At 59.3% G+C, this 25,378-nt stretch carries 24 protein-coding genes; 9 read left to right on the top strand and 15 right to left on the bottom strand.

Annotated elements, in window-relative coordinates:
- Positions 1 to 31: 31 nt before the first annotated feature.
- Positions 32 to 1,219, top strand: coding sequence for a C17 cyclopropane fatty acid synthase CfaB (cfaB, locus tag VY732_RS29620; protein ID WP_331693170.1), 1,188 nt, complete (start codon positions 32 to 34; stop codon positions 1,217 to 1,219).
- Between the two features lie 47 nt (positions 1,220 to 1,266).
- Here the strand turns inward: cfaB and cls are convergent, their stop codons facing one another.
- Positions 1,267 to 2,706: a cardiolipin synthase gene (gene cls / locus VY732_RS29615; RefSeq protein WP_077575127.1), complete on the bottom strand. Its 1,440-nt coding sequence runs from the start codon at positions 2,704 to 2,706 to the stop codon at positions 1,267 to 1,269.
- 131 nt (positions 2,707 to 2,837) lie between these two features.
- Between cls and VY732_RS29610 the strand changes: the two genes are divergently transcribed.
- The gene (locus VY732_RS29610; protein ID WP_331693169.1) at positions 2,838 to 3,356 is read left to right on the top strand and encodes a DUF3617 domain-containing protein; all 519 of its coding nucleotides are present in this window, start codon (positions 2,838 to 2,840) and stop codon (positions 3,354 to 3,356) included.
- Between the two features lie 96 nt (positions 3,357 to 3,452).
- Here VY732_RS29610 and VY732_RS29605 read toward each other — a convergent pair whose 3' ends face one another.
- Genes VY732_RS29605 through folE2 form a run of 6 tightly spaced genes read right to left on the bottom strand, consistent with a single transcriptional unit; the run spans position 3,453 to position 8,659 of the window.
- Positions 3,453 to 4,784, bottom strand: coding sequence for a dihydroorotase (locus VY732_RS29605; RefSeq protein ID WP_331693168.1), 1,332 nt, complete (start codon positions 4,782 to 4,784; stop codon positions 3,453 to 3,455).
- Positions 4,785 to 4,787: 3 nt separating this feature from the next.
- Entirely contained in the window at positions 4,788 to 5,348 is a 561-nt protein-coding gene (locus VY732_RS29600) for a gamma carbonic anhydrase family protein (protein WP_116028579.1), read from the bottom strand.
- Positions 5,345 to 6,220, bottom strand: a complete 876-nt coding sequence (locus VY732_RS29595) for a metal ABC transporter substrate-binding protein (protein WP_212620739.1) — start codon at positions 6,218 to 6,220, stop codon at positions 5,345 to 5,347. The genes VY732_RS29600 and VY732_RS29595 overlap by 4 nt, the downstream gene beginning before the upstream one ends.
- An 11-nt stretch (positions 6,221 to 6,231) precedes the next feature.
- A complete protein-coding gene (locus tag VY732_RS29590; RefSeq protein WP_331693167.1) occupies positions 6,232 to 7,098 on the bottom strand; it encodes a metal ABC transporter permease in 867 nt (288 codons plus the stop codon).
- On the bottom strand, positions 7,098 to 7,766 hold the full coding sequence (locus VY732_RS29585; RefSeq protein WP_331693166.1) for a metal ABC transporter ATP-binding protein: 669 nt from the start codon (positions 7,764 to 7,766) through the stop codon (positions 7,098 to 7,100). Before VY732_RS29585 ends, VY732_RS29590 begins: the two co-directional genes overlap by 1 nt.
- Positions 7,763 to 8,659: a GTP cyclohydrolase FolE2 gene (folE2, locus tag VY732_RS29580; protein WP_331695903.1), complete on the bottom strand. Its 897-nt coding sequence runs from the start codon at positions 8,657 to 8,659 to the stop codon at positions 7,763 to 7,765. Before folE2 ends, VY732_RS29585 begins: the two co-directional genes overlap by 4 nt.
- An 84-nt stretch (positions 8,660 to 8,743) precedes the next feature.
- Between folE2 and VY732_RS29575 the strand changes: the two genes are divergently transcribed.
- Entirely contained in the window at positions 8,744 to 9,946 is a 1,203-nt protein-coding gene (locus VY732_RS29575; RefSeq protein ID WP_077575121.1) for an N-acetylmuramoyl-L-alanine amidase, read from the top strand.
- Here the strand turns inward: VY732_RS29575 and VY732_RS29570 are convergent.
- Complete coding sequence (locus VY732_RS29570) at positions 9,943 to 10,320, bottom strand: glutamine synthetase (RefSeq protein ID WP_095113171.1); 378 nt, start codon at positions 10,318 to 10,320, stop codon at positions 9,943 to 9,945. The genes VY732_RS29575 and VY732_RS29570 overlap by 4 nt on opposite strands.
- A gap of 221 nt (positions 10,321 to 10,541) precedes the next feature.
- Here VY732_RS29570 and zigA point away from each other — a divergent pair, with 221 nt between their 5' ends.
- Positions 10,542 to 11,747 carry a zinc metallochaperone GTPase ZigA gene (gene zigA, locus VY732_RS29565; protein ID WP_331693165.1) on the top strand — a complete coding sequence of 402 codons (1,206 nt, stop codon included), beginning with the start codon at positions 10,542 to 10,544 and terminating at the stop codon, positions 11,745 to 11,747.
- Positions 11,747 to 12,391: a DUF1826 domain-containing protein gene (locus VY732_RS29560; protein ID WP_077575118.1), complete on the top strand. Its 645-nt coding sequence runs from the start codon at positions 11,747 to 11,749 to the stop codon at positions 12,389 to 12,391. Before zigA ends, VY732_RS29560 begins: the two co-directional genes overlap by 1 nt.
- Before the next feature lie 4 nt (positions 12,392 to 12,395).
- On the opposite strand, the gene VY732_RS29555 is transcribed toward VY732_RS29560, so the two are convergent.
- On the bottom strand, positions 12,396 to 12,752 hold the full coding sequence (locus VY732_RS29555) for an NADH:ubiquinone oxidoreductase (RefSeq protein ID WP_331693164.1): 357 nt from the start codon (positions 12,750 to 12,752) through the stop codon (positions 12,396 to 12,398).
- Between the two features lie 29 nt (positions 12,753 to 12,781).
- On the opposite strand from VY732_RS29555, the gene VY732_RS29550 reads away from it, so the two are divergent.
- A complete protein-coding gene (locus VY732_RS29550; RefSeq protein ID WP_331693163.1) occupies positions 12,782 to 13,747 on the top strand; it encodes a CobW family GTP-binding protein in 966 nt (321 codons plus the stop codon).
- Between the two features lie 78 nt (positions 13,748 to 13,825).
- Here VY732_RS29550 and VY732_RS29545 read toward each other — a convergent pair whose 3' ends face one another.
- Positions 13,826 to 14,239 (bottom strand): DUF3301 domain-containing protein, encoded by a 414-nt coding sequence (locus VY732_RS29545; RefSeq protein ID WP_026000521.1) that lies wholly within the window; start codon positions 14,237 to 14,239, stop codon positions 13,826 to 13,828.
- A 117-nt stretch (positions 14,240 to 14,356) separates the two neighbouring features.
- On the opposite strand from VY732_RS29545, the gene pdxY reads away from it, so the two are divergent.
- The gene (gene pdxY, locus VY732_RS29540) at positions 14,357 to 15,229 is read left to right on the top strand and encodes a pyridoxal kinase PdxY (protein WP_331693162.1); all 873 of its coding nucleotides are present in this window, start codon (positions 14,357 to 14,359) and stop codon (positions 15,227 to 15,229) included.
- A gap of 106 nt (positions 15,230 to 15,335) precedes the next feature.
- Here pdxY and VY732_RS29535 read toward each other — a convergent pair whose 3' ends face one another.
- Entirely contained in the window at positions 15,336 to 15,818 is a 483-nt protein-coding gene (locus VY732_RS29535) for an acyl-CoA thioesterase (protein WP_003229693.1), read from the bottom strand.
- Positions 15,819 to 16,097: 279 nt separating this feature from the next.
- Here VY732_RS29535 and VY732_RS29530 point away from each other — a divergent pair, with 279 nt between their 5' ends.
- Positions 16,098 to 17,861: a cation:proton antiporter gene (locus VY732_RS29530; protein WP_116028572.1), complete on the top strand. Its 1,764-nt coding sequence runs from the start codon at positions 16,098 to 16,100 to the stop codon at positions 17,859 to 17,861.
- A 21-nt stretch (positions 17,862 to 17,882) separates the two neighbouring features.
- On the opposite strand, the gene VY732_RS29525 is transcribed toward VY732_RS29530, so the two are convergent.
- From VY732_RS29525 to uvrD, 4 genes are all read right to left on the bottom strand, one after another.
- Entirely contained in the window at positions 17,883 to 18,290 is a 408-nt protein-coding gene (locus VY732_RS29525) for an SMI1/KNR4 family protein (protein ID WP_003187120.1), read from the bottom strand.
- A 138-nt stretch (positions 18,291 to 18,428) separates the two neighbouring features.
- Entirely contained in the window at positions 18,429 to 19,304 is an 876-nt protein-coding gene (locus VY732_RS29520; RefSeq protein ID WP_127930292.1) for a Tim44 domain-containing protein, read from the bottom strand.
- 177 nt (positions 19,305 to 19,481) lie between these two features.
- Positions 19,482 to 19,922 carry an EamA family transporter gene (locus VY732_RS29515; RefSeq protein ID WP_331693161.1) on the bottom strand — a complete coding sequence of 147 codons (441 nt, stop codon included), beginning with the start codon at positions 19,920 to 19,922 and terminating at the stop codon, positions 19,482 to 19,484.
- A gap of 142 nt (positions 19,923 to 20,064) precedes the next feature.
- On the bottom strand, positions 20,065 to 22,248 hold the full coding sequence (gene uvrD, locus VY732_RS29510) for a DNA helicase II (RefSeq protein WP_007912069.1): 2,184 nt from the start codon (positions 22,246 to 22,248) through the stop codon (positions 20,065 to 20,067).
- Positions 22,249 to 22,505: 257 nt separating this feature from the next.
- Here uvrD and VY732_RS29505 point away from each other — a divergent pair, with 257 nt between their 5' ends.
- Positions 22,506 to 25,376 carry a putative bifunctional diguanylate cyclase/phosphodiesterase gene (locus VY732_RS29505; RefSeq protein ID WP_077575112.1) on the top strand — a complete coding sequence of 957 codons (2,871 nt, stop codon included), beginning with the start codon at positions 22,506 to 22,508 and terminating at the stop codon, positions 25,374 to 25,376.
- Positions 25,377 to 25,378: the final 2 nt, after the last annotated feature.

Raw genomic sequence — 25,378 nt, 5'->3', positions numbered from 1 at the left:
ATCAGACGTCTGAAACAAGGGGGGATTTTCCATGCTCGCGCAACTTCCACCGGCCTTACAGAATCTGCAGCTACCGCTTCGACTGCGGCTCTGGGACGGCCATGAGTTCAATCTTGGGCCAGCGCCCAGCGTCACCATCGTGGTCAAGGACCCGCAGATGGTCAGCCAGTTCACCCATCCAAGCCTTGATGCGCTCGGCGCGGCATTCGTTGAAGGCAAACTTGAACTGGAGGGTTCGATCAGCGAAGTCATCCGGGTCTGCGACGAATTGAGCAATGCCTTGCTCGGTGAAGATGAAGACAGTAACCCCGTGCGTTCGGTGCACGACAAGGAAACCGACGCCAAAGCCATTTCCTACCACTACGACCTGTCCAATGCGTTCTACCAGCTCTGGCTGGACAGCGACATGGCGTATTCCTGCGCGTACTTCGAAACGGGCAGCGAAACCCTCGAACAAGCGCAACAAGCCAAATTCCGCCACCTGTGCCGCAAGCTGCGTTTGCAGCCAGGCGACTACCTGCTGGATGTCGGTTGCGGCTGGGGTGGGTTGGCGCGGTATGCCGCGCGGGAATTCGGCGCCAGGGTCTTCGGCATCACCCTGAGCAAGGAGCAGCTCGAACTGGCGCGCGAGCGGGTCAAGGCCGAAGGCCTGGAAGAGCAGATCGAACTGCAGTTGCTCGACTATCGCGATCTGCCCCAAGACGGGCGTTTCGACAAGGTCGTCAGTGTCGGCATGTTCGAACACGTTGGTCACGCCAATCTGGCCGAGTACTGCAAAACCCTGTTCGGCGCGGTGAAGGAGGGCGGTCTGGTGATGAACCATGGCATCACCGCCAAACACACCGATGGCCGACCGGTGGGACGCGGTGCCGGGGAGTTTATTGAGAAGTACGTGTTCCCCAATGGTGAGTTACCGCACCTGGCGATGATCTCGGCCGAGATCAGCGAAGCCGGCCTGGAGGTTGTTGACGTTGAAAGTCTGCGCCTGCACTACGCGCGTACGCTGGATCACTGGAGCGAACGGCTGGAGGACAATCTCGAAGCCGCTGGCAAACTGGTACCGGATCAAGCGCTGCGCATCTGGCGTTTGTACCTTGCCGGTTGCGCCTATGCGTTCGCGCGTGGCTGGATCAATCTGCACCAGATCCTCGCGGTGAAGGCGCATCCGGATGGCAGCCATGAACTGCCATGGACTCGCGACGATATCTATAACCCTTAACACTGAATAAACCCTCTATCTGTGGGAAAGGGTCAGGGTGAGGGGTTTTAGAGAATCGGCGAAATCAGCCGGGCGATCCGCATGCCGACCTGTTGCAGGCGGTGGATCTCCCGGCTTTCTTCTTTGGCAATCTCGTAGGCTTGTTCGAAATCGGCGATAAGCATGCTTTCCACACGGGCGGCGAAGTCGCTGTCGACGGTCAGCAGCATGACTTCGAAATTCAGCCGGAACGAACGGTTGTCCAGATTGGCACTGCCAATGGCGCTGATTTCGCTGTCGATCAACACCACTTTCTGATGCAGGAAACCGGGTTCGTAACGGAACACCCGCACGCCGGCGCGCACGGCTTCAAAGGCGTAGAGGCTGGAAGCGGCGTAGACGATGCGGTGATCGGGACGCGACGGCAGCAGCAATCGCACATCGACACCGCGCAACACCGCCAATCTTAACGCTGCGAATACCGCTTCATCGGGGATGAAATACGGGCTGGTGATCCACACTCGCTCGGTCGCCGCGTGAATCGCTTCGACGAAGAACAGCGAGCAGGTTTCGTAGGCGTCCGCCGGGCCGCTGGCTAGCAATTGGCAGAGCACGCCGTCATCCGGGTATTCGTCGGGCAGGATCAGCGGCGGCAAGGCTCGCGCGGCCCAGAACCAGTCTTCGGCAAAGGATTCCTGCATACACGCGACGACCGGGCCACGTACCTTCACATGGGTATCGCGCCAGGGTGCCAGCGGTGGTTTTTCACCCATGTATTCATCGCCAACGTTGTGCCCGCCGACAAAGCCGACCACGCCATCGACCACGACGATCTTGCGGTGGTTACGGAAGTTGACCTGAAAGCGATTGAGCCAGCCGCTGCGCGTGGCGAAGGCTTTGACCTCAACGCCGCCATCGCGCAATGCCTGCACATAGTGGTGGGGCAGGGCATGGCTGCCGATGCGGTCGTAGAGCAGGTGAACAGATACGCCTTCAGCAGCCTTCTTCAGTAGCAAATCACGCAAGCTCTGGCCGAGCCGATCATCGTGAATGATGAAAAACTGAATCAGCACCGCTTCTTTAGCTTGATCGATGGCCTGGAAGATCGCGTCGAAGGTGGCCGCTCCATTTATCAACAGTTGCACTTCATTGTTCGCCAGACATGGCATGCGGCCGAGCTTGGGCATTGCGCGTAACGAGGCGTAGGCATTCGAGGCACGCGCAGTCAGTGCCTCTTCCACCCACGGGCGCCAGTTCAGTTCGGAGATCGCCTGGCGCATCTGTTCGTTGGCCTGACGCCGCGCCTTGATGTAACCATCAAAAGTGCTGCGGCCAAACACCAGGTACGGAATTAGCGTGAGGTAGGGAATGAAGATCAGCGACAATGCCCAGGCGATCGAGCCTTGAGCCGTGCGTACGGTGAGCACCGCGTGAATGGCAGCGATCAAGCCGAGGGTGTGTATCAGGGCAATCAGATAACCGAAAATGTGCGGTCCAAAATAATCCATGGGGCAGCCTTGCTCCGGAAGATTCAATGCTTAACAGACCATGTTCTGTCGCGAATGTCGCTATTTAATTGGGCCATGAACCGAAGCAATCGGCCGACGTCTAACGGCCACTACTGATCAGGAGTTTTTCGATGAACGTTTGTCTGCTGGGTTTGGCGCTGGGCCTGGGTTTGGCATTGCCGGTGGTTGCGCAGGCGCAGATGCTGCAGCCGGGGCTGTGGGAAATGACATCGAGCAACGTCAAGGTCGATGACCAGCCGATGGATGTGCAATCGATCCTCGGCCAGCTGCAAGGTCAGATGACCCCGCAACAGCGTGCAGCGCTGGAGAAGAACGGGATCAATATCGGCGGCAAAGGTATCCGCGCGTGTCTGACGCCGCAGCAAGTGGCGACCAACGACATTCCGCTGGCCGACCCGCAATCGGGTTGCAAACAGCAGATCACCGAGCGCAGCGGCAACCAATGGAAATTCCGCTTCAGTTGCCCGAAAGCGCAGGGCACCGGGGTGGCGACGTTCCTCAGTGATCGTGAGTTCACCACCGTGGCCAACGGCACGTTCAACGCGATCGGGATCAATCAGAAGGGCAGTCTCGAGACCCGCGCGGTTTGGCTGGGCCAGGACTGTGGCGCTGTGAAACCAAGAGCCTAAAAGCTTCGCGAGCAGGCTCGCTCCCACTTTGAGATGCAGTCTGATGTGGGAGCGACGGTGCGACGATTCGACCTGCTCGCGAAAGCTTCTTTGGATTCAACGCATAAACCTCAACGCCAACCCGCGACATCCCTCGTTCACTCGACCCTCCCGCCAGGCAATCTGCCCCGAAACAATCGTCGCATTCACCCGATGCCGAAAGCTGCGCCCGGCAAACGGTGTCCATCCGCACTGCGACAGAATCGGTTGCCGATCGACCTCCAGCGTTTGCCGTTCAACCAGCACCAGATCCGCCCAATACCCTTCACGTAAATAACCCCGATCCGGAATCGCAAACAGATCCGCGACGCGATGGCTGGTCTTCGCCACCAAGGTCGTGATCGACAAAATTCCATCCGCAACCAGCTCCATTAACGCTGGCAACGCATGTTGTACCAGCGGTAATCCAGAAGGCGCCTGCGTGTAAGGCCGTTGCTTTTCTTCCCAGGTATGCGGCGCGTGGTCACTGCCGATCACGTCCAGTAGATTGCTGTTCAGGGCCGCGCGCAACGCATCGCGATCGGCCTGGGTCTTGATCGCCGGGTTGCACTTGATCAAGTTCCCAAGGCCTGGGTAGTCGCGATCATCGAACAGCAAATGATGCAGACAGACTTCAGCGGTGATGCGTTTCTGCGCCAGCGGTTTGTCTTCAAACAACGCCAGTTCACGCGCTGTGGTCAGGTGCAAAACATGCAGGCGGGTGCCGTGACGTTGCGCCAGCTCCACCGCCAGTGAAGAGGATCGATAACATGCCTCGGCATCGCGGATAAGCGGGTGAGCGCCGGTCGGTATTCGCTCACCGAACAGCTCACGCAGATTGGCCGCGTTGGCGTCGATGCTCGGCGTGTGTTCGCAGTGGGCCAACAGGATCGTTGGCACCTCGGCGAACAGTCGCTCAAGAATTTGCGGATCATCCACCAGCATGTTGCCGGTGGACGCGCCCATGAACACTTTCACCCCAGCCACTTCGCAGGGATTGAGCGCGGCGACCGTATCGAGGTTGTCGCGGCTCACGCCAAAGTGAAAGCCGTAATTGGCCACCGAGTTGATCGCCGCCCGCCGTTTTTTATCCGTCAGTGCTTCGAGGGTGAGGGTGGCCGGATTTGTGTTGGGCATGTCCATGAAACTGGTGATGCCACCCGCGACCGCCGCTCGCGACTCGGTGGAAAAGCTGCCCTTGGCCGGCGCCCCCGGTTCACGAAAATGCACCTGGTCATCGATCATTCCCGGCAACAGCCATTGGCCATTCGCGTCGATTTCCACCTTGGCGTTTTCGCCTTCGATGCTGCGGGCAATCTTGACGATGCGCCCGTTGCTGACCAACAGATCGCCGTCGAACTCGCGTCCTTCATTGACCAGCCTTGCGTTGCGAATCAGCACGCTGCTCATGGTTCAGAACTCGTTCTGCAAGGCTTTGTAGCCGCGCACCAGATCGACATTGGTGCGCGCCACATCTTCGGAAAACTCCGAAGCGCTGACACTCACCGGTGGAAATTGCGAGAGGTCGGTATTCGGGCCGATGCGAGTCGTGGAGGGTACATAGAACGCGTCCGGTAAATCGCGGCCGTCGACCACCGAGTTGTGCCGCACCACGCAGCCATTGCCGACGACGCAGTTGAACAACACGCTGTTGAAACCGATGAACACGCGGTCGCCAACGACGCAGGGGCCGTGAACGATCGAGCGGTGGGCGATGGACGTGAACTCGCCGATGGTCACTGCTGCGCCGGATTTGGAATGGATGACCACGCCGTCCTGGATATTCGAATTGGCGCCGATGGTGATTGGCTCCATCTCTCCAGACGCGTCCACTTCATCGGCACGGATGACCGCATAAGGGCCGACGAAAACGTTCTCGCCGATGACCACCTTGCCGCAGATGATCGCGGTTTTATCGACATAGGCCGACTCGGCAATCTGTGGCAAATCACCTGAAGGATTCTTGCGGATCATGGTTGGCTCAGCGCGTTGTAGAGGGTATTGAGGTTGTATTCGAACAGCCCGGTGAAGGTGCTGGCGGGCCCGCTGGCGGCGAGCGCGTCGGAGTAGAGCGTGCCACCAATGTGCGCGCCGCTTTCGTCGGCGATCTGTTTGAGCAGGCGCGCGTCTTTGATGTTTTCCATGAACACCGCTTTGACGTGGGCTTGGCGAATCTGGGTAATCAGCGCAGCGACTTCGGCGGCCGAGGGTTCGCGTTCGGTGGAGAGGCCTTGCGGTGCCATGAAGTCGATGCCGTACGCCTGGCCGAGGTAACCGAAGGCATCGTGGCTGGTAACGATTTTGCGGTTGCCCGGAGGCAGTGCCCCGAGTTTGGCTTTGGCCTCGGCGAGCAGGGCGTAGATCTGCTTCAGATACGTTTTGCTGTTGCGTTCGTAGTCGGCTTTGTTTGCAGGATCCGCAGCGACCAGTGCCTTGGTGATATTGGCGATATACAACTCGGCGTTCGCCAGATTATGCCAAGCGTGTGGGTCGGGAACAGTTTCGCCGTCCTCATCCAGTGAGCGCGGAATCACGCCGTGGCTGGCACTGATGACCGTGGCTTTGGTCTCGGTGCTGGTGACCAGACGATCCAGCCATGGCTCGAAACCGAGGCCGTTCTTGATGATCAGTTTGGCGCCAAGCAATGCTTTGGCATCGTCCGGTGTCGGTTCGTAAGTGTGTGCATCGGCGTCCGGGCCGACCATGTTGGTGATCTGGATATGCTCGCCGCCGACCTGATGCACCATGTCAGCGAGAATACTGAAGCTGGTGACCACGGGCAGTTTTTCCGCTGCCGACAATGACATCGACAGCATCAGGCTGAGCAACACGAGTAGAGCGCGCATCGGGAAACACCTCATTGGGATGTGAGCAAGGGCGGGCGGCGCAACAAACCGTGAACCGGTCCGAACACCACGGACAGCAGATAACCGAGACCGGCGACCAACACGATGGCCGGGCCGCTGGGCAGCGAGTAGTAGAACGACAGCAGCAAGCCGAACCACACCGAGAGGCAACCGATGACCGCCGCGACGGCCATCAGGATCGGCAGACGGCGGCTCCAGAATCGCGAAGCGGCGGCGGGAAGCATCATCAGTCCAACCACCATCAGAGCGCCGATGGCCTGGAAACCGATCACCAGATTGAGCACCACCAGCGTCAGGAACACGCCGTGGGCGAGTGGGCCGAGGCGGCTGACGGTTCTCAGGAACAGCGGGTCGAGGGTGTCGAGCAGCAGCGGTTTGTAGATCAGTGCCATGGCGATCAGGCTGAATCCCGAAACCCATAACATGCCGGTGAGAGTCGGGCCGTCAACGGCCAGTGCCGAGCCGAACAGCAGATGCAATAGATCGAGGCGTTTGCCGGCGATGCCGAGAATCAGTACGCCGCTGGCGAGGGAAATGGGATAGATCGCGGCGAGGCTGGCGTCTTCACGCAGGCCGGTGCGACGGGTGATCCAGGCGGCGATGCCGGCCATGCTCAGTCCTGCCCCGAGACCGCCGAGCGTCAGTGCAGGCAGGCTGAGTCCGGCAAACCAGAAACCCAGTGCGGCGCCGGGAAGTATTCCGTGGGCCACGGCGTCACCGATCAGACTCATCCGTCGCAGAATAAGGAACACGCCGAGTGGCGCCGTGCTGCATGCCAGGACCAGTCCACCGAGCAGGGCGCGACGCATGAACACGAATTCGTTGAACGGTTGCCAGAGGTGAGTGACGGCGAGCATCAGGCCACCTGCGTGTGGGGGGGTTGCTGGATCAATTCGTTGCTGGCTCCGAACACGCATTCGCGGTTTTTGATCAGCAAGGTTTGCGGGATGTGCTGGCGTACGGCGGCGAGGTCGTGGCACACGACGACCAGTGTTCGACCTTCGCCATGCCAGGTATGGATGTGCTGCCAGAGCAGTTGTTGGCCGAGTTCATCGAGAGCGGCGTGGGGTTCGTCGAGCAACAACACTGGAGCGTCGGTCAGACTCAGTCGGGCGAGGAGGGCACGTTGCAGTTCTCCACCGGACAGGGCCATGAGTGGACGTTGTTCAAGCCCGCTGAGGTGCCAGTTTTCCAGTGCGTCTTTCAGACGTTGTGCGCGCAATCGTGTTGAAAGCCGTCGGCCCCAGAAACCGGCGCAGATCAGCTCTTCCAGGCTGATGGGGAATTGTCGGTCGAGATGCTGTTGCTGGGGCAGGAATGACAACCCGCTTTGACGTGGAACACTGAGGGCAACGTTACCTGCCAAAGGTTTCTGCAATCCGGCGATGACTTTCAGCAGGCTGCTCTTGCCACAGCCATTGGCACCGATGATCGCGGTCAGGCTGCCGCTGTCGAACTCAAGACTCAGCGGACTCGTCAGTGGTTGACCGGGTGCGCCCCAACTCAGCGATTGGCAGCGGATCATGCTTGTTCACGCTGCCAGTGGCTTTCGGCGACGGCGTCGTGGGCGTGCAGGCTTTCGGCGTGAATGACCCGCAGGTTAAATGCGCTGACTCCTGGGGTGCGACGCAATGCCAGATTCAGACGGCGCGCGGCATCTTCACAGAACATCAGGTTCTGGCCGTTGGCGAGGGCGAAGGCTTGTTCGTCCGCGCGCTTTACTGCGGTTTGTACAGCGGTGCCTAGGGCCGCCTCGGCGTCATTGATGATCACACTCAGCGGCAATTCATCGATGAATTCGTCGAGGTGCAGATGCAATTGCGCAGTGCTGCGTTGGCTGTGAGGTGTGGCGACGATGCCTTGGGTCGAGCCTAACCATGCCAAAACGTCTGCGTGCTGCAGGCCTTTGTTGGCGAAGTCGTCGATAAATTGTTGCTGGATCAACTGCCGCGCCAATGCCGCTGAGCAAGGGCAGGTCGAAGAGTAGGGCAGGTCAATTTTGAGTTCCACGTGGAACATTTGATTTTTCAGGCTTGCCGAAATAGTCGTCGGATAGGATTTCCAGCCGGCCAACGGGCTGATTAGCGCGGGGCGTTTCAGCAGTAAGTCGCAGTGAATATTCACGTACGCACAGTTGGATAACCCTTGGTGGCTTTCTAGAAAACGCTTGAGTACCTCGTGCAGGAGAGCGGGTGTCAGGCGTTCCTGTTCGAGCATCTCCAGGGCCAAATACAGCCGCGACATATGAATGCCGCGCGCCTCGCCATCATCAAGGCTCACTCCAGCGTCAGCCTTGGCATTCAGGTGTTGGCCTTCCAACAAAACGGGTAATGCGATGCCCTGCATGCCCACCCATTCGAGTGGCAAAGCTTGGCGAGCGGTCTGCGCGGCGATATCGGGGAGTGAAAGCGAATTCATGTTCGGGACCATCATGATGATTCAATTCGATGTTACATTATAACAATTCAAATCACGATGTCTTTTTCATGAACAGGTTTTCATATGCACAGACGTCAAGTGCTCAATCTGATATTGGCCAGCGCCGCTTTTGCTTTGCCCTTCAGCGTGTCTGCTACGCAAATTCGTCAGGCACGACTTTGGCGATCTGAGGACAAAGTGCGGTTGGTGTTCGATTTGAGTGGGCCGGTCAGCTACAAGACCTTCACGCTCAGTGCGCCTGAACGACTCATCATTGATGTGAGCGGGGCAAGCTTGGGTGGGGATTTCAGCCAGTTGGCGCTGAATGACACGGTGATACGCGCGATCAGATCCGGGCCCTTTGGTCAGGGCGATACGCGGATTGTTCTGGATCTGAACAGTCCGGTATTACTGAACAGCTTTCTTTTGGCGCCGCAAGACGGACAAAGTCATCGCTTGGTATTGGACTTGGTCAGCGCAAAACCGATTCAAATAGCCGCAAAGGTTCCACGTGAAACACCGCAGATCAGCGCTCATCCGAAGCGCGACATCATCGTAGTCGTCGATCCAGGACATGGCGGAAAGGATCCCGGCGCGGTCGGCGCCAAGGGCGAACGGGAAAAAGATGTAGTGCTTTCCATCGCGCAGATGCTGGCTAAGCGTCTGAAAAAAGAGAAAGGCTTCGACGTAAAACTGGTACGCAATGACGACTTTTTCGTTCCATTGCGCAAGCGCGTGGCGATCGCCCGTCAGCACAAAGCTGACATTTTTATCTCAGTGCATGCCGATGCAGCGCCGCGTCTGACGGCTTCTGGCGCATCGGTGTATTGCCTTTCTGAGGGTGGCGCAACGTCGGCGACTGCGCGCTTCATGGCGCAGCGGGAGAACAGCGCCGACCTGCTCGGCGCAACGAGTCTGCTCAACTTGAAAGATAAGGATCCGATGCTCGCTGGGGTGATTCTCGACATGTCGATGAATGCAACGATTGCCGCCAGTTTGCAGCTTGGTAGTACGGTGCTGGGCAGCCTTGCCGACATTACGACTCTGCACCAGAAGCGCGTGGAACAGGCTGGATTCGCAGTGCTGAAATCGCCGGACGTGCCTTCAATCCTGGTGGAAACCGGCTTTATTTCCAATGCGCGGGACAGCCAGCGATTGGTCACCGCTCGACATCAGCAAGCCGTGGCAGACGGTTTGTTCAAAGGATTGCAGCGCTACTTTGAAAAGAATCCCCCCGTCGACAGTTACCTGGCCTGGCAGCAGGCGCAGCGAGAGGCTCAGGTTTAACAGCCGGTAATCCGGCTGCAGGTGAATTTCGCGCTGCTACCACCCGAGCTGGAGAACCGATTGATCGTCGTCCAGCCGACACGTCGTGTGTAGCCCACCCAGGCTTCGCCGTCAGAAGCGATGCCGGTGAAGAACGTCAGTTGGCCGAAACGACTATTGGTTTGCGCCCAATAACGCTGGCCGGCCTTTTCAAACCCACGCAGATAAAGCGTGTTGCCGACGGTGTTGACGCTATAGGCGTTGCCGTCGGCATCGACGCAGGCCAACAGATTTGCGCTGCGTGTGCAGGTCGCAAGCGCCGGCACCTGAGCCGATGCATTGCCAATCATCAACAATCCAAGGCTCAACAACGAGCATTTCAGCGCAGTTTTCATTACGAATTCCGGAGTGCTATCGACTCAGCTTCCTGCGGTTTATCGCTCAAGACAAGAGCAGGGCTGGTTTATTTGTGTTGTTATACTATAACATAAAAGTTAACCGAGCCTGGGCAGGCCGATTTCAAGCGTTTACGTTCAGCGAAGCCCTTCGCATGAAGCACAAAAACGCCAAGCGCCAGCAAAGCGCTAATCGGCTGCCATTTAAAGAGGATTATCCAATGTCAGCCGAGTTGCCCGTTACCGTACTTTCAGGATTTCTTGGCGCTGGAAAAAGTACACTTTTGAATTACGTACTACGTAATCGAAAGGGTTTGCGGGTAGCCGTCATCGTCAATGATATGAGCGAGATCAATATCGATGGCAGCGAAGTCCAGCGTGATGTCAGCCTTAACCGTGCAGAAGAAAAAATAGTCGAAATGAGCAACGGCTGTATCTGCTGTACGTTACGCGAAGACTTGCTTGAAGAAGTCAGCAAGCTCGCCCGGGAAGGGCGCTTCGATTATTTGCTGATCGAATCCACTGGCATCTCCGAACCGTTGCCGATAGCTGAAACCTTTACCTTTCGCGATGAACACGGGCAAAGCCTTTCCGACATCGCCCGTCTCGACACCATGGTCACTGTAGTCGATGGTGTGAATTTCCTTCCCGACTACCAGGCGGCGGAAAGCCTCGCTTCCCGTGGCGAATTTCTCGGCGAGGAAGACGAACGCTCCATCACCGACCTGTTGATTGAACAAATCGAATTCGCCGACGTGCTGTTGATCAGCAAGATCGACCTGATCAGCCAAAGCCAGCGCGAAGAACTGATGGCCATCCTCAAACGCCTCAACGCTCAGGCCGAAATCATCCCGATGGTGATGGGCGAGGTGCCGCTGGAAAAGATCCTCAATACCGGTCGTTTTGACTTCGAGAGAGCCGCGCAAGCGCCGGGTTGGCTGCAAGAGCTGCGCGGTGAACACGTGCCGGAAACCGACGAGTACGGCATCGCTTCAACTGCCTACCGCGCGCGCCGCCCGTTTCATCCGCAACGCTTCTTCAGCTTCATTGACCGTCCGTGGTTGAACGGCAAACTGCTGCGCTCCAAAGGCTTCTTCTGGCTCGCGAGCAAACCCACCGATGCCGGTAGCTGGTCGCAGGCCGGCGGTTTGATGCGTCACGGTTTTGCCGGGCGCTGGTGGCGTTTTGTGCCGAAGGATCAGTGGCCACAAGATCAGGAAAGCACCGCAGCCATCATGGAAAACTGGACGCCAAGCGTTGGCGACTGTCGCCAGGAATTGGTGTTCATTGGTCAGAACATCGATTTCCTGCAGCTTTCTGCCGAACTCGATGCCTGCCTGCTCACCGATGAAGAAATGGCCCTTGGCGTAGAGGGCTGGCGATTGCTGGCGGATCCGTTCGGCCCTTGGCACGAAGAGGCCGCCTGATGCTTGCACTCAAACTGCTGCAAAACCGTACCCGCCATCAACATCAAGGTCCGACGCCGAAAGCACTGGCGCGGATTCTGGAGGACGACACCAACCTCGCTGTCTGGCAGCGCCAACTGCCTTTGCACATCAGCGATTTTGCCCAGTTACTTCTGTCGCTCAACGAGCCTTTGGCGGAGTCGTTGTGTCTGGAGTTGCCGGATGAGGACGCGGAACCTGATCTTGCCGGTCTGGCTCTGGGTTTCCGCGATCTGGAGGGTTACGAAGGCTTTATCGCCGACCTGAAATGGTTAGTCAGCGCCTTCGCCTGCTTGCTCGGTGCGCGGCGCATCGGCCTGCGCCTGCGGGTGCTGGATAAAGCCATGTGCCCGCGTTTCCATGTCGATCACGTGCCGGTGCGACTGATCACCACGTACGCCGGCGTCGGCAGCCAATGGCTCAAGGAAGGCGCGATGGATCGCAGTCAATTGGGGCAGGCCAACGCCGAACCCCAAGCGCAAATACAGCAACTCAAGAGCGGCGACGTCGCCTTACTGAAAGGCGAGAAATGGCACGGCAATGAAGGCTTCGGCTTGATCCATCGCTCGCCGCAACCGGCCGCAGGCGAGCGTCGTCTGATACTGACCCTCGACTGGCTCGGTTGACGCCTCAGGGCTTGAGCCAAGAACCCTGGCTTTGGCTTTCGCAGTACGGCTTCAGATACGCGGCATCGGTGGCGACGCCGTAATAGTGGATATCCTGGCGATAAGGCATATTGGCGACTTGTGCGTTGCTGCACACGCCAAACGCGCCGCTTGGGCATTGATCGACGTATTGCACTTCGACGTTCTGTCCGGCGAGGGTTGGCTGGCAGAAACCGTCATTGAACAGTTTTTCCGGAATGTTGCGGTTCTGCTGACAGACTTTGACGTCGAGCCGCTCGCCCTGACTGTGCACCACGCAGGCCTGAGCCCACGCTTCACTCGACAGCAGCGTTAACAGCAACGACCATCCCATCCAACGCATCTTTGAATCTCCCAAGAAAGCTTCCGGCCATGTTGCAGAACATTCCTACCCATGTCATTGCTGGCCCTTTGGGCGCCGGCAAGACCAGCCTGATTCGCCAGCTCATGGCTCAGCGGCCGGCTGGCGAGCGCTGGGCGGTGCTGATCAACGAGTTCGGCCAGATCGGCCTTGATGCCGCATTGCTGACGAGTGACGCCGATGGTATCGCACTGGGCGAAGTGGCCGGTGGCTGCCTGTGCTGTGTCAATGGCGCGCCGTTTCAGATTGGCCTCGGGCGTTTGTTGCGCAAGGCGAAGCCGGATCGGCTGTTCATCGAACCGTCCGGGCTGGGGCATCCAGCACAGTTGCTCAAGCAATTGAATGAGGCGCCGTGGTTGGGTGTACTGGCGGTGCAGCCGTGTGTGCTGGTGCTGGATGCTCAGGCGCTTGAAGCGGGGAGAGCCTTGCCGGCAGCGCAACAGGATGCCTTGGTAACCGCTGGCCTGCTGTTGTTGAACAAGGCTGAAAACCTTGATGACAGGGCCAGGGAAAAAATCGCCAGCCAGTTGCCGGCAGTGCCGTTGATCTGGACTCGAGAGGCGCAATTGAGCCTGAGCGAACTGCCGGGCCTGGCCACAAAAGCGCTCAACGGTGTGGATAACCTGGCCGTACCCAACGGATCAGGACAAATGCCGGCCGTCTGGACTGATCCGACGCTGCCGATTTGCCTGAGTCAGGCGCAGGAGGGCGGCTGGAGCATTGGTTGGCGTTGGCATCCGGGGCAAACGTTCGACAAGCGGTGCATCGCTGACTGGCTCGCCCGCCTCAATTGGCAGCGGGCGAAACTGGTTATCCACAGCTCGGAGGGTTGGGTGTCTGCGAATGCTTTGGATAATGCCGAGTTGATTTGGCAGGTCAGTGAATGGCGAAAGGATTCGCGGATTGAGCTGATCTTCGTCGATCCGCAAAACATTGAAAAGCTGCAGCAGGGTTTGTCGGGGTGTCGGGAAAGTTAGATCAAAAGATCGCAGCCTTCGGCAGCTCCTACATGCGATTCCCTGTAGGAGCTGCCGAAGGCTGCGATCTTTTGATCTTTAAGGCTTCCACTTGGTGTGTTCCTGGCGCCACTGGCTCAACTCGATGACTTCGGCGCGCGGCTTGTGTACTTCAACCACCGGTGGCGTGTCGTCGAACGGTGCCGGGTAGGGCGCCAGTTCGATCTGCGCACTGTGCGCGCCAAACTGGGTGATGGTGCCGTTATGGCGGGTTTCGCCGGTCACGGTGAACTCGAAGTTGTACACCCGCGCCAGTCGTCGGCGACCGTTGGCGTCCTTGATGAACCCGATCTTCTTCAGGGCAACGTTGCCGTCGAGCAACTCGACCCGCACGTTCAGACAATGCTGTTTGACCCGCTCCAGAGCGCGTTCGCGCAAGCCGTGGTTGTGCCATAGCCAGGCGCCGGCAGCGGCGAACAGTATCAGCACGAAGATGTTTTCCAGGGTCAGCATCAACATCGAACTCCAAAAGATAGCGTCAGCTTAACTGCGTCGCCGGCCTGTCGTACAGGCTGCGTTTCGTCGCATACTGCGCGGCTTGAATTTCAATCGTTTTACGGAATGACCCGAATGAAACGTACGCCTCATCTGCTCGCCATTCAGTCCCACGTGGTGTTCGGCCACGCCGGCAACAGCGCCGCGGTTTTTCCGATGCAGCGGGTCGGGGTCAATGTCTGGCCGCTCAACACCGTGCAGTTTTCCAACCACACCCAGTACGGCCAATGGGCCGGCGAAGTGCTGGCGCCGCAGCAGATTCCCGAGCTGGTCGAAGGCATCGCCGCGATTGGCGAGCTGGGCAACTGCGATGCGGTGCTGTCCGGATACCTCGGCAGCGCGGCGCAGGGCCGGGCGATTCTCAGCGGTGTCGAACGCATCAAGTCGGTCAATCCGAAGGCGCTGTATCTGTGTGACCCGGTGATGGGCCATCCGGAGAAGGGCTGCAGCGTGCCGACCGAAGTCAGCGATTTCCTCCTGGAGGAGGCGGCCGCCGTGGCGGACATCATGTGCCCGAACCAGTTGGAGCTGGACAGCTTTTCCGGGCGCAAGCCGCAGTCCTTGTTTGATTGCCTGGCGATGGCGCGTGCGCTGCTGACGCGCGGGCCGAAAGCGGTGCTGGTCAAGCATCTGGATTATCCGGGCAAACCGGCGGATGGCTTCGAGATGTTGCTGGTGACGGCCGAAGGTAGCTGGCATCTGCGTCGTCCGCTGCTGGCGTTTCCCCGTCAGCCGGTGGGTGTGGGCGATCTGACATCCGGCCTGTTCCTGGCGCGGGTGCTGTTGGGTGACAGCCTGGTAGCCGCGTTCGAATTCACCGCAGCGGCGGTGCATGAGGTGCTGCTGGAAACTCAGGCTTGCGCCTGTTATGAACTGCAACTGGTGCGGGCGCAGGATCGGATTGCGCATCCGCGGGTGAAGTTCGAGGCTACTGCAATCAGTCTTTAAGACCGCGCTGCCCCCATTCGCGAGCAGGCTCGCTCCCACAGATGAATGCATTTCAAATGTGGGAGCGAGCCTGCTCGCGAAAGCGGTCGTCTGAGCGCTACAAATCTCAAGCGTCGCCCTTGATCTCCTGATAGCGCTTCTCCAGCTCCTGGCGAATCTGCCGACGCTGCTGCGCCTGCATATAACGACGCTTGTCTTCACTGTTCTGCGGTTGCAGCGGCGGCACGGCGGCCGGTTTGCGCTGATCATCCACCGCGACCATGGTGAAGAAGCAGCTGTTGGTGTGGCGCACCGAGCGTTCGCGGATGTTCTCGGTGACGACTTTGATGCCGACTTCCATCGAGGTGTTGCCGGTGTAGTTGACCGAGGCGAGGAAGGTCACCAGTTCGCCGACATGAATCGGCTCGCGGAAAATCACCTGATCTACCGACAGGGTCACCACGTAGCGGCCGGCATAGCGGCTCGCGCAGGCATAAGCCACTTCGTCGAGGTATTTGAGCAGGGTGCCGCCGTGGACATTGCCAGAGAAGTTGGCCATGTCGGGGGTCATCAGTACCGTCATCGACAGCTGGGCGTTTCCGGGTTCCATAACGTTCTCACGGATCAAGGCTGGTTGCTGGAAGCACCTCTGCGGGTGCCTGGTCGCTTTTCAAAAGCACCGTTATCGGGACGCCGGGCGACTGGCCGCCGTCACGCCGGAATCGATCTGTTTCCATATATTGCACCGCCTTCCAGGCGGAAGTCGCGGTGTTACCCTGCAAAAGCCCGCCTCAAGGGCAATTCCCACACCAAAAGCGGATTTTTACCTAGCTCGCCCAGACTTTTCTGACGTCTGCCCGCGAGCCTCGTTATTCAAGGAGCCCACGCCATGCATGCCATCAGTTTCATTCAGGACCTGGCAGTGATCATGTTGGTCGCAGGTGTGGTGACCGTGTTGTTCCACCGTTTCAAGCAGCCGGTGGTGCTTGGCTACATCGTCGCTGGTTTCATCATCGGCCCGCACACGCCGCCGTTCGGCCTGATCCACGACGAAGAAACCATCAAGACCCTCGCCGAACTCGGGGTGATTTTCCTGATGTTCTGCCTCGGGCTGGAGTTCAGCCTGCGCAAGCTGTTCAAGGTCGGCGCCACGGCGTTTATCGCGGCGTTTCTCGAAATCGTCCTGATGATCTGGATCGGCTACGAAATCGGTCGCTGGTTCGACTGGAACACCATGGACTCGCTGTTCCTCGGCGCGATTCTGGCGATCTCCTCGACCACCATCATCGTCAAGGCGCTCAATGACCTGAAGATGAAGAACGAGCGCTTTGCGCAGTTGATCTTCGGCGTGCTGATCGTCGAAGACATCCTCGGCATCGGCATCATTGCACTGCTATCCAGCATCGCCGTCAGCGGTACGGTCAGCTCCGGTGAGGTGTTCTCCACTGTCGGCAAACTCTCGTTGTTCATGATCGTCGCGCTGGTCATTGGCATCCTGCTGGTGCCGCGCCTGCTGGCTTATGTGGCCAAATTCGAAAGCAACGAAATGCTCCTGATCACCGTGCTGGGCCTGTGTTTCGGCTTCTGTCTGCTGGTGGTCAAGCTTGAGTACAGCATGGTGCTCGGCGCCTTCCTGATCGGCGCGATCATGGCCGAGTCGCGGCAATTGCTGAAGATCGAGCGGCTGATCGAGCCGGTTCGCGACCTGTTCAGTGCGATTTTCTTTGTTGCCATCGGCCTGATGCTCGACCCGCTGATTCTGCTCGAATACGCGTGGCCGATTGCGGTGATCACCGTAGCCGTTGTGCTCGGCAAGATGTTGTCCTGCGGCCTCGGGGCGTTTATCGCCGGCAATGACGGACGTACCTCACTGCGCGTCGGGATGGGGCTGTCACAGATTGGCGAATTTTCCTTCATCATCGCCGCGCTGGGCATGACCTTGCAGGTCACCAGCAATTTCCTTTATCCGGTCGCTGTGGCCGTGTCGGTGATTACCACGCTGCTGACGCCGTATCTGATTCGTGCGGCTGATCCGCTGTCGATCAAGTTGTCGGCGGCGGTGCCCAAGCCTCTTGGTCGCGTGCTGGGTATGTACGGCGAATGGCTGCGCAGTATCCAGCCGCAAGGCGAGGGCGCGATGCTGGCGTCGATCATCCGCAAGATCTTGCTCCAGGTCGGGGTCAATCTGGCGTTGGTGATTGCGATCTTCTTTAGCGGGGCATTCTTTGCTGAACGCCTCTCGGCCTGGCTACAGGACTGGATCAGCGATCCGAGCTGGCAAAAGGCGCTGATCTGGGGCGGGGCGTTGCTGGTCTCGCTGCCGTTTTTGATTGCGGCGTATCGCAAGCTCAAGGCTTTGTCGATGCTGCTGGCGGAGATGGGTGTCAAGCCAGAGATGGCCGGGCGTCACACGCAGCGAGTGCGTCGGGTGATCTCCGAAGTGATCCCGATCCTCTCGCTGCTGGTGATTTTCCTGCTGTTGGCAGCCTTGTCGGCCAGTATCTTGCCGACCAACAAGTTGCTGGTACTGATCGCCGTGGTCGCGGCCGCCGTGGCGGCGCTGCTCTGGCGCTGGTTCATCCGCGTGCACACGCGGATGCAGGTGGCGCTGCTGGAAACCCTCGACAACCACAAGGAGTCGTCGGGGCACTGAACCGTTGGGGCGGCTGGCCGATCAGCTTTCCAGCCAGACGTCCCGCGCCCAGTGCCACACCGATTCCCAGGTTTCCTCGGCAATCAACTCTTCTTCGGCCTGCCACAGCACCACCGTGCCATCCTCTTCGACACAGTAGTAGTCGTCGCCGTCCTGACAGATCGGGATCAGGCTACGATCAACTCCGGCATCCCAGGCGTTGGCGGCTACATCCGGCAAGTAGGTGTGGGATTGTGGGTCGGTGACGGTCACCGGCTCAAGGCTGCCGTACACCACATCGCTGACGGTCAGCAAAAACTCTCTGAAGACAAACGGAATGTCGATGAACAGCTGTTCTTCGATTTCGACCAGCAGATCTTCGTCAGGCAACTCCAAAGGAACCGGCACGGGTTCGTTGGCTTCACGCAGTTGTTCGATGATTTCTTCCACGTCCGGGATCCTCTTGCTTGAATGGCGCGGTTTATATGGGCCGGTTTATACAGTAGCTCGCTATAGATGCAACCGTGAAATAGAAAACCCCAGCCGAGGCTGGGGTTTTTATTACCGCAAGTGAAGCATGGGGAGGGATCAGCCGTTCTGGCGGATACCGGCAACCAGCCAAGGCTGGTTCTCGCCCTGCGGACGTTCCATGTTCCAGCTTTCGCTGAACACTTCGCCCTGGTCGAAGCGCGAGGACTTCGACACACCGCTGAAGGTCAGGGTGGCGATGGTCTTGTCAGCACGGTCATCCACGCCATCCAGTTGTACCTGGAGGTTGTCGATGTAGGTCGACTGGAACGCGTCGCCCAGATCCGCACGCTCACGCTTGAGGAACTCGAGCATTTGCGGGGTCACGAACTCGGCGATCTTGTCCATTTCGTTGGCATCCCAGTGCTGCTGCAGCGACTGGAAGTGGCTGCGTGCAGCTTCAAGGAAGTTCTGCTCATTGAACCAGGCCGGCGCGTTGATCACCGGACGGGCGGCAGCAGGTGCAGCCGAACCACCGAAGATCGAACCCATGGCAGCAGGCTTCTGCTCGAACGCTTCACGCTGCATCGGCGCGCCGGCCGGAGCGAATTGCTCCTGCTGCTTGCGTCGACGCGCGGCGATGAAGCGGAAGATCACGAACGCGATCACGGCCATGATCAGGATGTCGAAGATCTGCATGCCCTGGAAGCCGCCGCCCATGAACATGGAAGCGAGCAGGCCACCGGCGGCGATACCGGCCAGAGGGCCGAGCCATTTCGAAGCACCGCCGGCCTTGGCCGCAGCGCCAGCGGCACCGGCAGCACCTGCGGTCGCAGCAGCGCCGCCGACACCTGGAGAAGAAGGAGCCATCTGGCTGGTCTGGTGCGTCGGCGCAGCGCCGGCGCTTTTGCCACCACCAAAGCGCTTGGCGTTGGCGTCGAGGCTCATCGTCAGGCCGATGCACAACGCCATGGCGATGCTAAGAAAACGTTTCATAAAGGGAATTCCCGTTTGTGGAGACACGCGCGCCATGTTGCACAGCTGAAGTGTTACTGGCTAGCGAGAGAGTGTTTCGGGCTTTTGCCTGACAGGTTACGTTCAGCTCGGTCGGGGCAATAAGGCCATGTACATTTGGCTGTAGGAAACGGGGACAGGTTCAGTGGGAAAACGTGCTTAGCGACGAAACGCCAGCATCACCACACCGGCGGTGATAAGGCCGATACCGCCCCACTGGCGCAAATCAAGTCTCTCGCCCAGCAGGGTCACGCCAAGCACCGCCACCAGCACTACGCTGAGTTTGTCCACCGGCGCGACCAGCGAGGCCGGGCCGACTTTCAACGCGCGGAAGTAGCATAGCCACGATGCGCCCGTGCCCAGTCCGGACAACAGCAGGAACAGGTAGCTCTTGGCGGATATTGATCCTAATGACTGATATTGGCCCGTTGCGTACAAAATCAAGGCCAGGCTGACCAGTACCACGATCGTGCGCAATAGAGTGGCGAAGTCGGAATTGACGTTTTCGATGCCGACTTTGGCGAAGATCGCCGTCAATGCGGCGAAAGTGGCCGAGAGCAGGGCCCAGAATGTCCAGGAAGAGAAGAAGCCTGAGCCCATGGAAATGTCCTCGTTCGATTATCCACCGCCAAACCCTGTGGGAGCGAGCCTGCTCGCGAACGCCGCACCGCGGTCTATCAGATCAACCGCGGTGATTTCATTCGCGAGCAGGCTCGCTCCCACAAAAACAGCAAAATCGGGGTCAGATCGCTTCCAGCTTGGCGTAGCCGAGCATCAGCCACTTGCTGCCTTCGCTGAAGTTCACCTGCACCCTTGCCTGCGCGCCGGCGCCCTCGAAGTTGAGGATCACGCCGTCACCAAAGATCGAATGGCGTACCGCCTGACCGAGGCTGAAACCCGTTTCCGGAATTTCGCTACCGCTGAACAGGTTGCTGCCGCTCATCGACTGATTGCCGCCGAACGGTCGGCTGACGCTGTTCGACAGACGCACTTCCTGAATCAGGCCCTTCGGTACTTCGCGGACGAAACGCGAGACCTTGTTGTAGGTCTCGCTGCCGTACAGGCGTCGGGTTTCAGCATAGGTCATCACCAGATTCTGCATCGCCCGGGTGATGCCCACGTAAGCCAGACGCCGTTCTTCTTCAAGACGCCCCGGTTCTTCCAGGCTCATCTTGTGCGGGAACAGGCCTTCTTCCATGCCCACGAGGAACACGTAAGGGAATTCCAGGCCTTTGGCGCTGTGCAGGGTCATCAGCTGAATGCTGTCTTCGTGCTCGTCGGCCTGAGTGTCACCGGCTTCCAGCGAAGCGTGGCCGAGGAATGCCGCCAGTGGCGTCAACTCTTCGTCTTCTTCGGTGTTCTCGAAGTTGCGCGCGGCGCTGACCAGTTCCTCAAGGTTTTCTACCCGAGCCTGGCCTTTCTCGCCTTTTTCCGCTTCGTGATAAGCGATCAGCCCGGACTGCTCGATGACGGTTTGCGTCATCAAGTGCAGCGGCATTTCCATGCACTTGGCAGCGAGATTCTCGATCAGCTCGATAAACGCACCCAGCGCACCGGCCGCGCGACCGGTCAGGCCTTTATTGGCGACCAGTTGGCGCATCGCTTCCCACATCGACACATCGCTGTGGCGCGCGTGATCGCGGATCGCTTCGACAGTTTTCTCGCCGATGCCACGGGCCGGCACGTTGATCACCCGTTCCAGCGCCGCATCGTTGCCGCGACCTTCGAGCAAACGCAGGTAGGCCATGGCGTTCTTGATTTCTGCACGCTCGAAGAAGCGCTGACCACCATAGATACGGTAGGGAATGCGCTCGCGCAGCAAAGCTTCTTCCAAAACGCGTGATTGGGCGTTGGAGCGATAGAGAATCGCGATATCGCTACGGGCCAGGCCGGTTTTCAGCGCGCTTTCGATGGTTTCGACAACGTAGCGTGCTTCGTCGTGTTCGTTGAACGCGGCGTACAGATTGATTGCTTCGCCGTCACCGCCGTCGGTCCATAGCTCTTTGCCCAGACGCCCGGTGTTGTTGGCGATCAGGGCGTTGGCAGCCTTGAGGATGCCGGCGGTGGAGCGGTAGTTCTGCTCCAGACGAATGGTTACCGAATCCGCGAAGTCGGAGGAGTACTGATGAATGTTTTCGATCTTCGCGCCACGCCAGCCGTAAATCGACTGGTCGTCGTCGCCGACCACCATCAGGCTGTCGCCACCCTTGCCGAGCAGGCGCAACCAGGCGTACTGCACGGCGTTGGTGTCCTGGAATTCGTCCACCAGAATATGGCGGAAGCGCTTCTGGTAGTGCGCCAGCAGGCCCGGGTGATCGCGCCACAGGTCGAGGGCACGCAGCAGCAGTTCGGAGAAATCGATGACGCCGGCACGCTGGCACGCCGCCTCGTAGGCCTCGTAAATGCCGCGCATGGTCGCCAGGTACAAATCACCGCTGGCCTGAATGTGCTGCGGGCGCAGGCCTTCGTCTTTCTGGCCGTTGATGAACCACTGCGCCTGACGGGCTGGCCAGCGCTGCTCGTCGAGACCGAGCTCGCGGATCACCCGCTTGACCAGCCGTTGCTGGTCGTCGCTGTCGAGAATCTGGAAAGTCTGGCTCAGTCCGGCTTCCTGCCAGTGCGCCCGCAGCAAGCGGTGCGCCAGGCCGTGGAAGGTGCCGACCCACATGCCCGCCGGGTTGATACCCAGCAACTGCTCGATGCGATGACGCATCTCCGCAGCGGCCTTGTTGGTGAAGGTCACCGACAGAATGGAGTGGGGCGAGGCGTTTTCGACCTGGATCAACCAGGCGATACGGTGCACCAGCACTCGGGTTTTACCGGAGCCAGCACCGGCCAGGACCAACTGACGGCCAACGGGGGCTGCTACGGCCTGGCGTTGGGCATCGTTGAGGGAGTTCAGCAGAAGGGAGAGATCATCGCGCATCGGGGCATTCTAGGGTGCGCCGCAGGCCCGGGCAAACCGAGCTTTGCATTAGCCGATGAAACTCCTGTCGATGACGACCGGTCGGTCACTGGCTACAGGCATCGGCCCGCCGCGCTCCAAGGGTTTCGCGGGTGGCAAAGGGCGGAAAAGTTTCGCTGAAATTATGATCTGGAGCAGTTTGGCAACGGGATCGGCTTGTGTATGCTCCGTCCACGTTTCGGGCGCACGCCCGCCTTATAAGAACAAGAACGTTGCCCATGACCCTCAGCTCCGAACTGTCGGGCCCCTCCGTGGAACCCCGGGTTATCCGCAAGCACTATGCCGTCGAAATGGCGGTCGAGCGCACGCGTCTGCTGTATCAGGGCTCGTTGTTGCCCACTCTGTTCATGTTGATCAATGGTCTGGTCTGCGCCGGTTTGCTCTGGAGCCCGCAGCGCTATTTCGTGGTCAGCGTCTGGCTGGTGTGGTTGCTGTCGTTGGTGGCGTTGCGGGTGATTCAGGTCGCCGCGTTCGACTCGGCAATCCCTGATCGTCAGGCGCAACCGATCTGGCGGCGGATGTTTCTGCTTGGTTCGACCATGACCGGGTTGACGCTGGCCGGCGCCGGCATCGCCCTGGTGCCCGCCGACAACTTCATGCAACAAGCCTGGGTGTTCGGCCTGATTGGCGCCGCGACTCTGTCGGCGAGCGTCGCCTACGCGGTGAGCCTGCCGGCATTTCTGTCGTTTACCTTGCCCTGCCTGTTGCCGGCGATCGGTTATCTGTTCTGGGGTGGCGACGAGCAGGCGCGAGGTTGGGGCTGGCTCGGGTTGATCTTGCTCGGCTCGCTGAGTGTGGTCGCGTGGCAGGTCAATCGCCTGATTGATCGCGGCTTGCTGCGCCGCTTTCAGAATCAGCACTTGATCGAACACCTGCAGCAGACGCAGTCGCGCAGCGAACAGCTCAATCAGGAACTGGCCAGGGAAATCGATCATCGCCGCTGCGCCGAGGGCAAGCTACGCGAAGCCCAGGTCGAACTCGAAGACCGCGTTGCCCAGCGCAGCCGCGAACTGGACGCGGCCAATCAGGCCCTGAGTAAAAGCGAGGCGCGGCTGGCGCTGGCGTTGAAGGCCAGTGAGTTGGGCCTGTGGGACTGGAACCTGCAAACCGACGAAGTCCACCACACGCAGATTCAGGAACTGTTCGGCCTCGCTCCGGAATATGTCACGGCGCTGTTGCGCGACCTCAAGCCGCGCCTGCATCCCGACGATGTGCCGACGCTGAAATACGCATTGATCGAGCATTTGAAGGGGCGCACCGAGGACTATCAGATCGAATACCGCGTGCGTCACAGCGATGGCCATTGGGTCTGGATCGAAGACCGTGGCCGCGCGGTAGAACGCAGCGACAGCGGTCGGGTGATTCGCATGGTCGGCACCCGGCGCGACATCAGCGCCAGTAAAAGCCTCGAAGAGCAGCAACGCCTGGCCGCGACGGTATTCGAAGCGGCCAGTGAAGGGATCGTGATTCTCGACCCGAACTACGCACTGATCGCGATCAATCAGGCGTTCAGCCGGGTCACCGGCTACGACATCGAGGACATGCTCGGGCGCAACGTTGTCGAGTTACCGTGCAGCCGTGATGCGCGCCGCCATTACGTGGCGATCCGTCATGCACTGGAGCAGCACGGCAGTTGGCAGGGCGAACTGGTGGAAACGCGCAAGAACGGCGAGCTGTATCCGCAGTGGCTGCAACTGAATGCAGTGCGTGATGGTCGGGGAAATGTCAGCCATATCGTCGGTTTCTTCGCCGATCTGTCGGCGCGACGCGAATCCGAAGAGCGCATGCGTTACCTGACCCATTACGACGAACTCACCGGTCTGGCCAACCGCTCGCTGTTCCGCGAGCGCTTGCATGAAGCGCATCAACGTTCGCGTCAGGGCCGACGCAGTCTGGCGTTGCTGCACATCAATCTTGATCGTTTCAAATTGCTTAACGACAGCCTTGGCCATGAGATTGCCGACCAGTTGCTGCAGAAAATGGCGCGCCGGCTGGTCAACGCCTTGCCGGAAGCCGACACCATCGCCCGATTGTCTGGTGATGAGTTTGCGGTGCTGTTTGACGCCTATGGCAACCTGTCGAGCCTGGCTCGGGTCGCCACGCGATTGTCGACCAAGCTGCGCTTGCCGTTGACGGTTGATGGTCATGAGCTGGTGGTCAGCGCCTCGATGGGCATCAGCATGCTGCCGGACAACGCCCGGGAGATTTCTGCGCTGGTCAGCCAGTCGAACATGGCCATGCAACACGCCAAGCACCTGGGCGGTAACAATTTCCAGTTCTACACCGACAGCCTGCAGGCCAGCACCCTTGAGCGCTTGCAGCTGGAAAATCAGTTGCGCAAAGCTATCGAGGAAAAGCAGCTGAAGGTGTTTTATCAGCCGAAGCTGTGCCTGCAAACCGGACGGCTGAATGCGGCGGAAGCGCTGGTGCGCTGGGATCACCCGACCATGGGGCGAGTGCCGCCGGGGGACTTCATCGGGCTGGCCGAGGAAACCGGCCTGATTGGGCCAATCGGCGAATTCGTCTTGCGCCAGGCGTGCTGGCAGGCCTGCGAGTGGCAGCGTCAGGGGCTGGAGCCGATCCGCGTTTCGGTGAACCTGTCGGTGCATCAATTGCGTCAGGGCAAGCTGGTCAGTCTGGTGCGCCAGGTGCTGGAGGAAACCGGGCTGGCGCCGCACTACCTCGAGCTGGAGCTGACCGAAAGCCAGTTGCTCGACAGCGTCGAACATATCATCGCGACCTTTCAGCAACTGCGCGATCTGGGGGTGAAACTGGCGATCGATGATTTCGGCACCGGCTATTCATCGCTGAGTTACCTCAAGCGTATTCCGGTGGATTACGTGAAGATCGATCAAGCGTTCATTCGCGGCTTGGGTGAGGGCAGTGAAGATGCGGCGATCACTCGGGCGATCATTGCCATGGCCCATGGGCTGTCGCTGAAAGTCGTGGCCGAAGGCGTCGAGCGCCAGGATCAGCTGGAATTTTTACGTGCCGAGCGTTGCGATGAAGTGCAGGGCTATCTGATCAGCCGGCCCGTGGAGGCTGACAGTCTGGCGGGGCTTTTGCGTGAACAGGAAAAACCGTTTTAAGG

This window comes from Pseudomonas sp. ZY71 (genome assembly GCF_036542145.1).
Classification (GTDB): Bacteria; Pseudomonadota; Gammaproteobacteria; order Pseudomonadales; family Pseudomonadaceae; genus Aquipseudomonas; species Aquipseudomonas koreensis_A.
This window is presented reverse-complemented; position numbering and strand designations above follow the sequence as displayed.

Excerpts from the sequence above, each read along its gene's own strand:
- cfaB (WP_331693170.1), top strand. The coding sequence starts at position 32 with ATGCTCGCGCAACTTCCACCGGCCTTACAGAATCTGCAGCTACCGCTT.
- cls (WP_077575127.1), bottom strand. The coding sequence starts at position 2,706 with ATGGATTATTTTGGACCGCACATTTTCGGTTATCTGATTGCCCTGATA.
- VY732_RS29610 (WP_331693169.1), top strand. The coding sequence starts at position 2,838 with ATGAACGTTTGTCTGCTGGGTTTGGCGCTGGGCCTGGGTTTGGCATTG.
- VY732_RS29605 (WP_331693168.1), bottom strand. The coding sequence starts at position 4,784 with ATGAGCAGCGTGCTGATTCGCAACGCAAGGCTGGTCAATGAAGGACGC.
- VY732_RS29600 (WP_116028579.1), bottom strand. The coding sequence starts at position 5,348 with ATGATCCGCAAGAATCCTTCAGGTGATTTGCCACAGATTGCCGAGTCG.
- VY732_RS29595 (WP_212620739.1), bottom strand. The coding sequence starts at position 6,220 with ATGCGCGCTCTACTCGTGTTGCTCAGCCTGATGCTGTCGATGTCATTG.
- VY732_RS29590 (WP_331693167.1), bottom strand. The coding sequence starts at position 7,098 with ATGCTCGCCGTCACTCACCTCTGGCAACCGTTCAACGAATTCGTGTTC.
- VY732_RS29585 (WP_331693166.1), bottom strand. The coding sequence starts at position 7,766 with ATGATCCGCTGCCAATCGCTGAGTTGGGGCGCACCCGGTCAACCACTG.
- folE2 (WP_331695903.1), bottom strand. The coding sequence starts at position 8,659 with ATGAATTCGCTTTCACTCCCCGATATCGCCGCGCAGACCGCTCGCCAA.
- VY732_RS29575 (WP_077575121.1), top strand. The coding sequence starts at position 8,744 with ATGCACAGACGTCAAGTGCTCAATCTGATATTGGCCAGCGCCGCTTTT.
- VY732_RS29570 (WP_095113171.1), bottom strand. The coding sequence starts at position 10,320 with ATGAAAACTGCGCTGAAATGCTCGTTGTTGAGCCTTGGATTGTTGATG.
- zigA (WP_331693165.1), top strand. The coding sequence starts at position 10,542 with ATGTCAGCCGAGTTGCCCGTTACCGTACTTTCAGGATTTCTTGGCGCT.
- VY732_RS29560 (WP_077575118.1), top strand. The coding sequence starts at position 11,747 with ATGCTTGCACTCAAACTGCTGCAAAACCGTACCCGCCATCAACATCAA.
- VY732_RS29555 (WP_331693164.1), bottom strand. The coding sequence starts at position 12,752 with ATGCGTTGGATGGGATGGTCGTTGCTGTTAACGCTGCTGTCGAGTGAA.
- VY732_RS29550 (WP_331693163.1), top strand. The coding sequence starts at position 12,782 with ATGTTGCAGAACATTCCTACCCATGTCATTGCTGGCCCTTTGGGCGCC.
- VY732_RS29545 (WP_026000521.1), bottom strand. The coding sequence starts at position 14,239 with ATGCTGACCCTGGAAAACATCTTCGTGCTGATACTGTTCGCCGCTGCC.
- pdxY (WP_331693162.1), top strand. The coding sequence starts at position 14,357 with ATGAAACGTACGCCTCATCTGCTCGCCATTCAGTCCCACGTGGTGTTC.
- VY732_RS29535 (WP_003229693.1), bottom strand. The coding sequence starts at position 15,818 with ATGGAACCCGGAAACGCCCAGCTGTCGATGACGGTACTGATGACCCCC.
- VY732_RS29530 (WP_116028572.1), top strand. The coding sequence starts at position 16,098 with ATGCATGCCATCAGTTTCATTCAGGACCTGGCAGTGATCATGTTGGTC.
- VY732_RS29520 (WP_127930292.1), bottom strand. The coding sequence starts at position 19,304 with ATGAAACGTTTTCTTAGCATCGCCATGGCGTTGTGCATCGGCCTGACG.
- VY732_RS29515 (WP_331693161.1), bottom strand. The coding sequence starts at position 19,922 with ATGGGCTCAGGCTTCTTCTCTTCCTGGACATTCTGGGCCCTGCTCTCG.
- uvrD (WP_007912069.1), bottom strand. The coding sequence starts at position 22,248 with ATGCGCGATGATCTCTCCCTTCTGCTGAACTCCCTCAACGATGCCCAA.
- VY732_RS29505 (WP_077575112.1), top strand. The coding sequence starts at position 22,506 with ATGACCCTCAGCTCCGAACTGTCGGGCCCCTCCGTGGAACCCCGGGTT.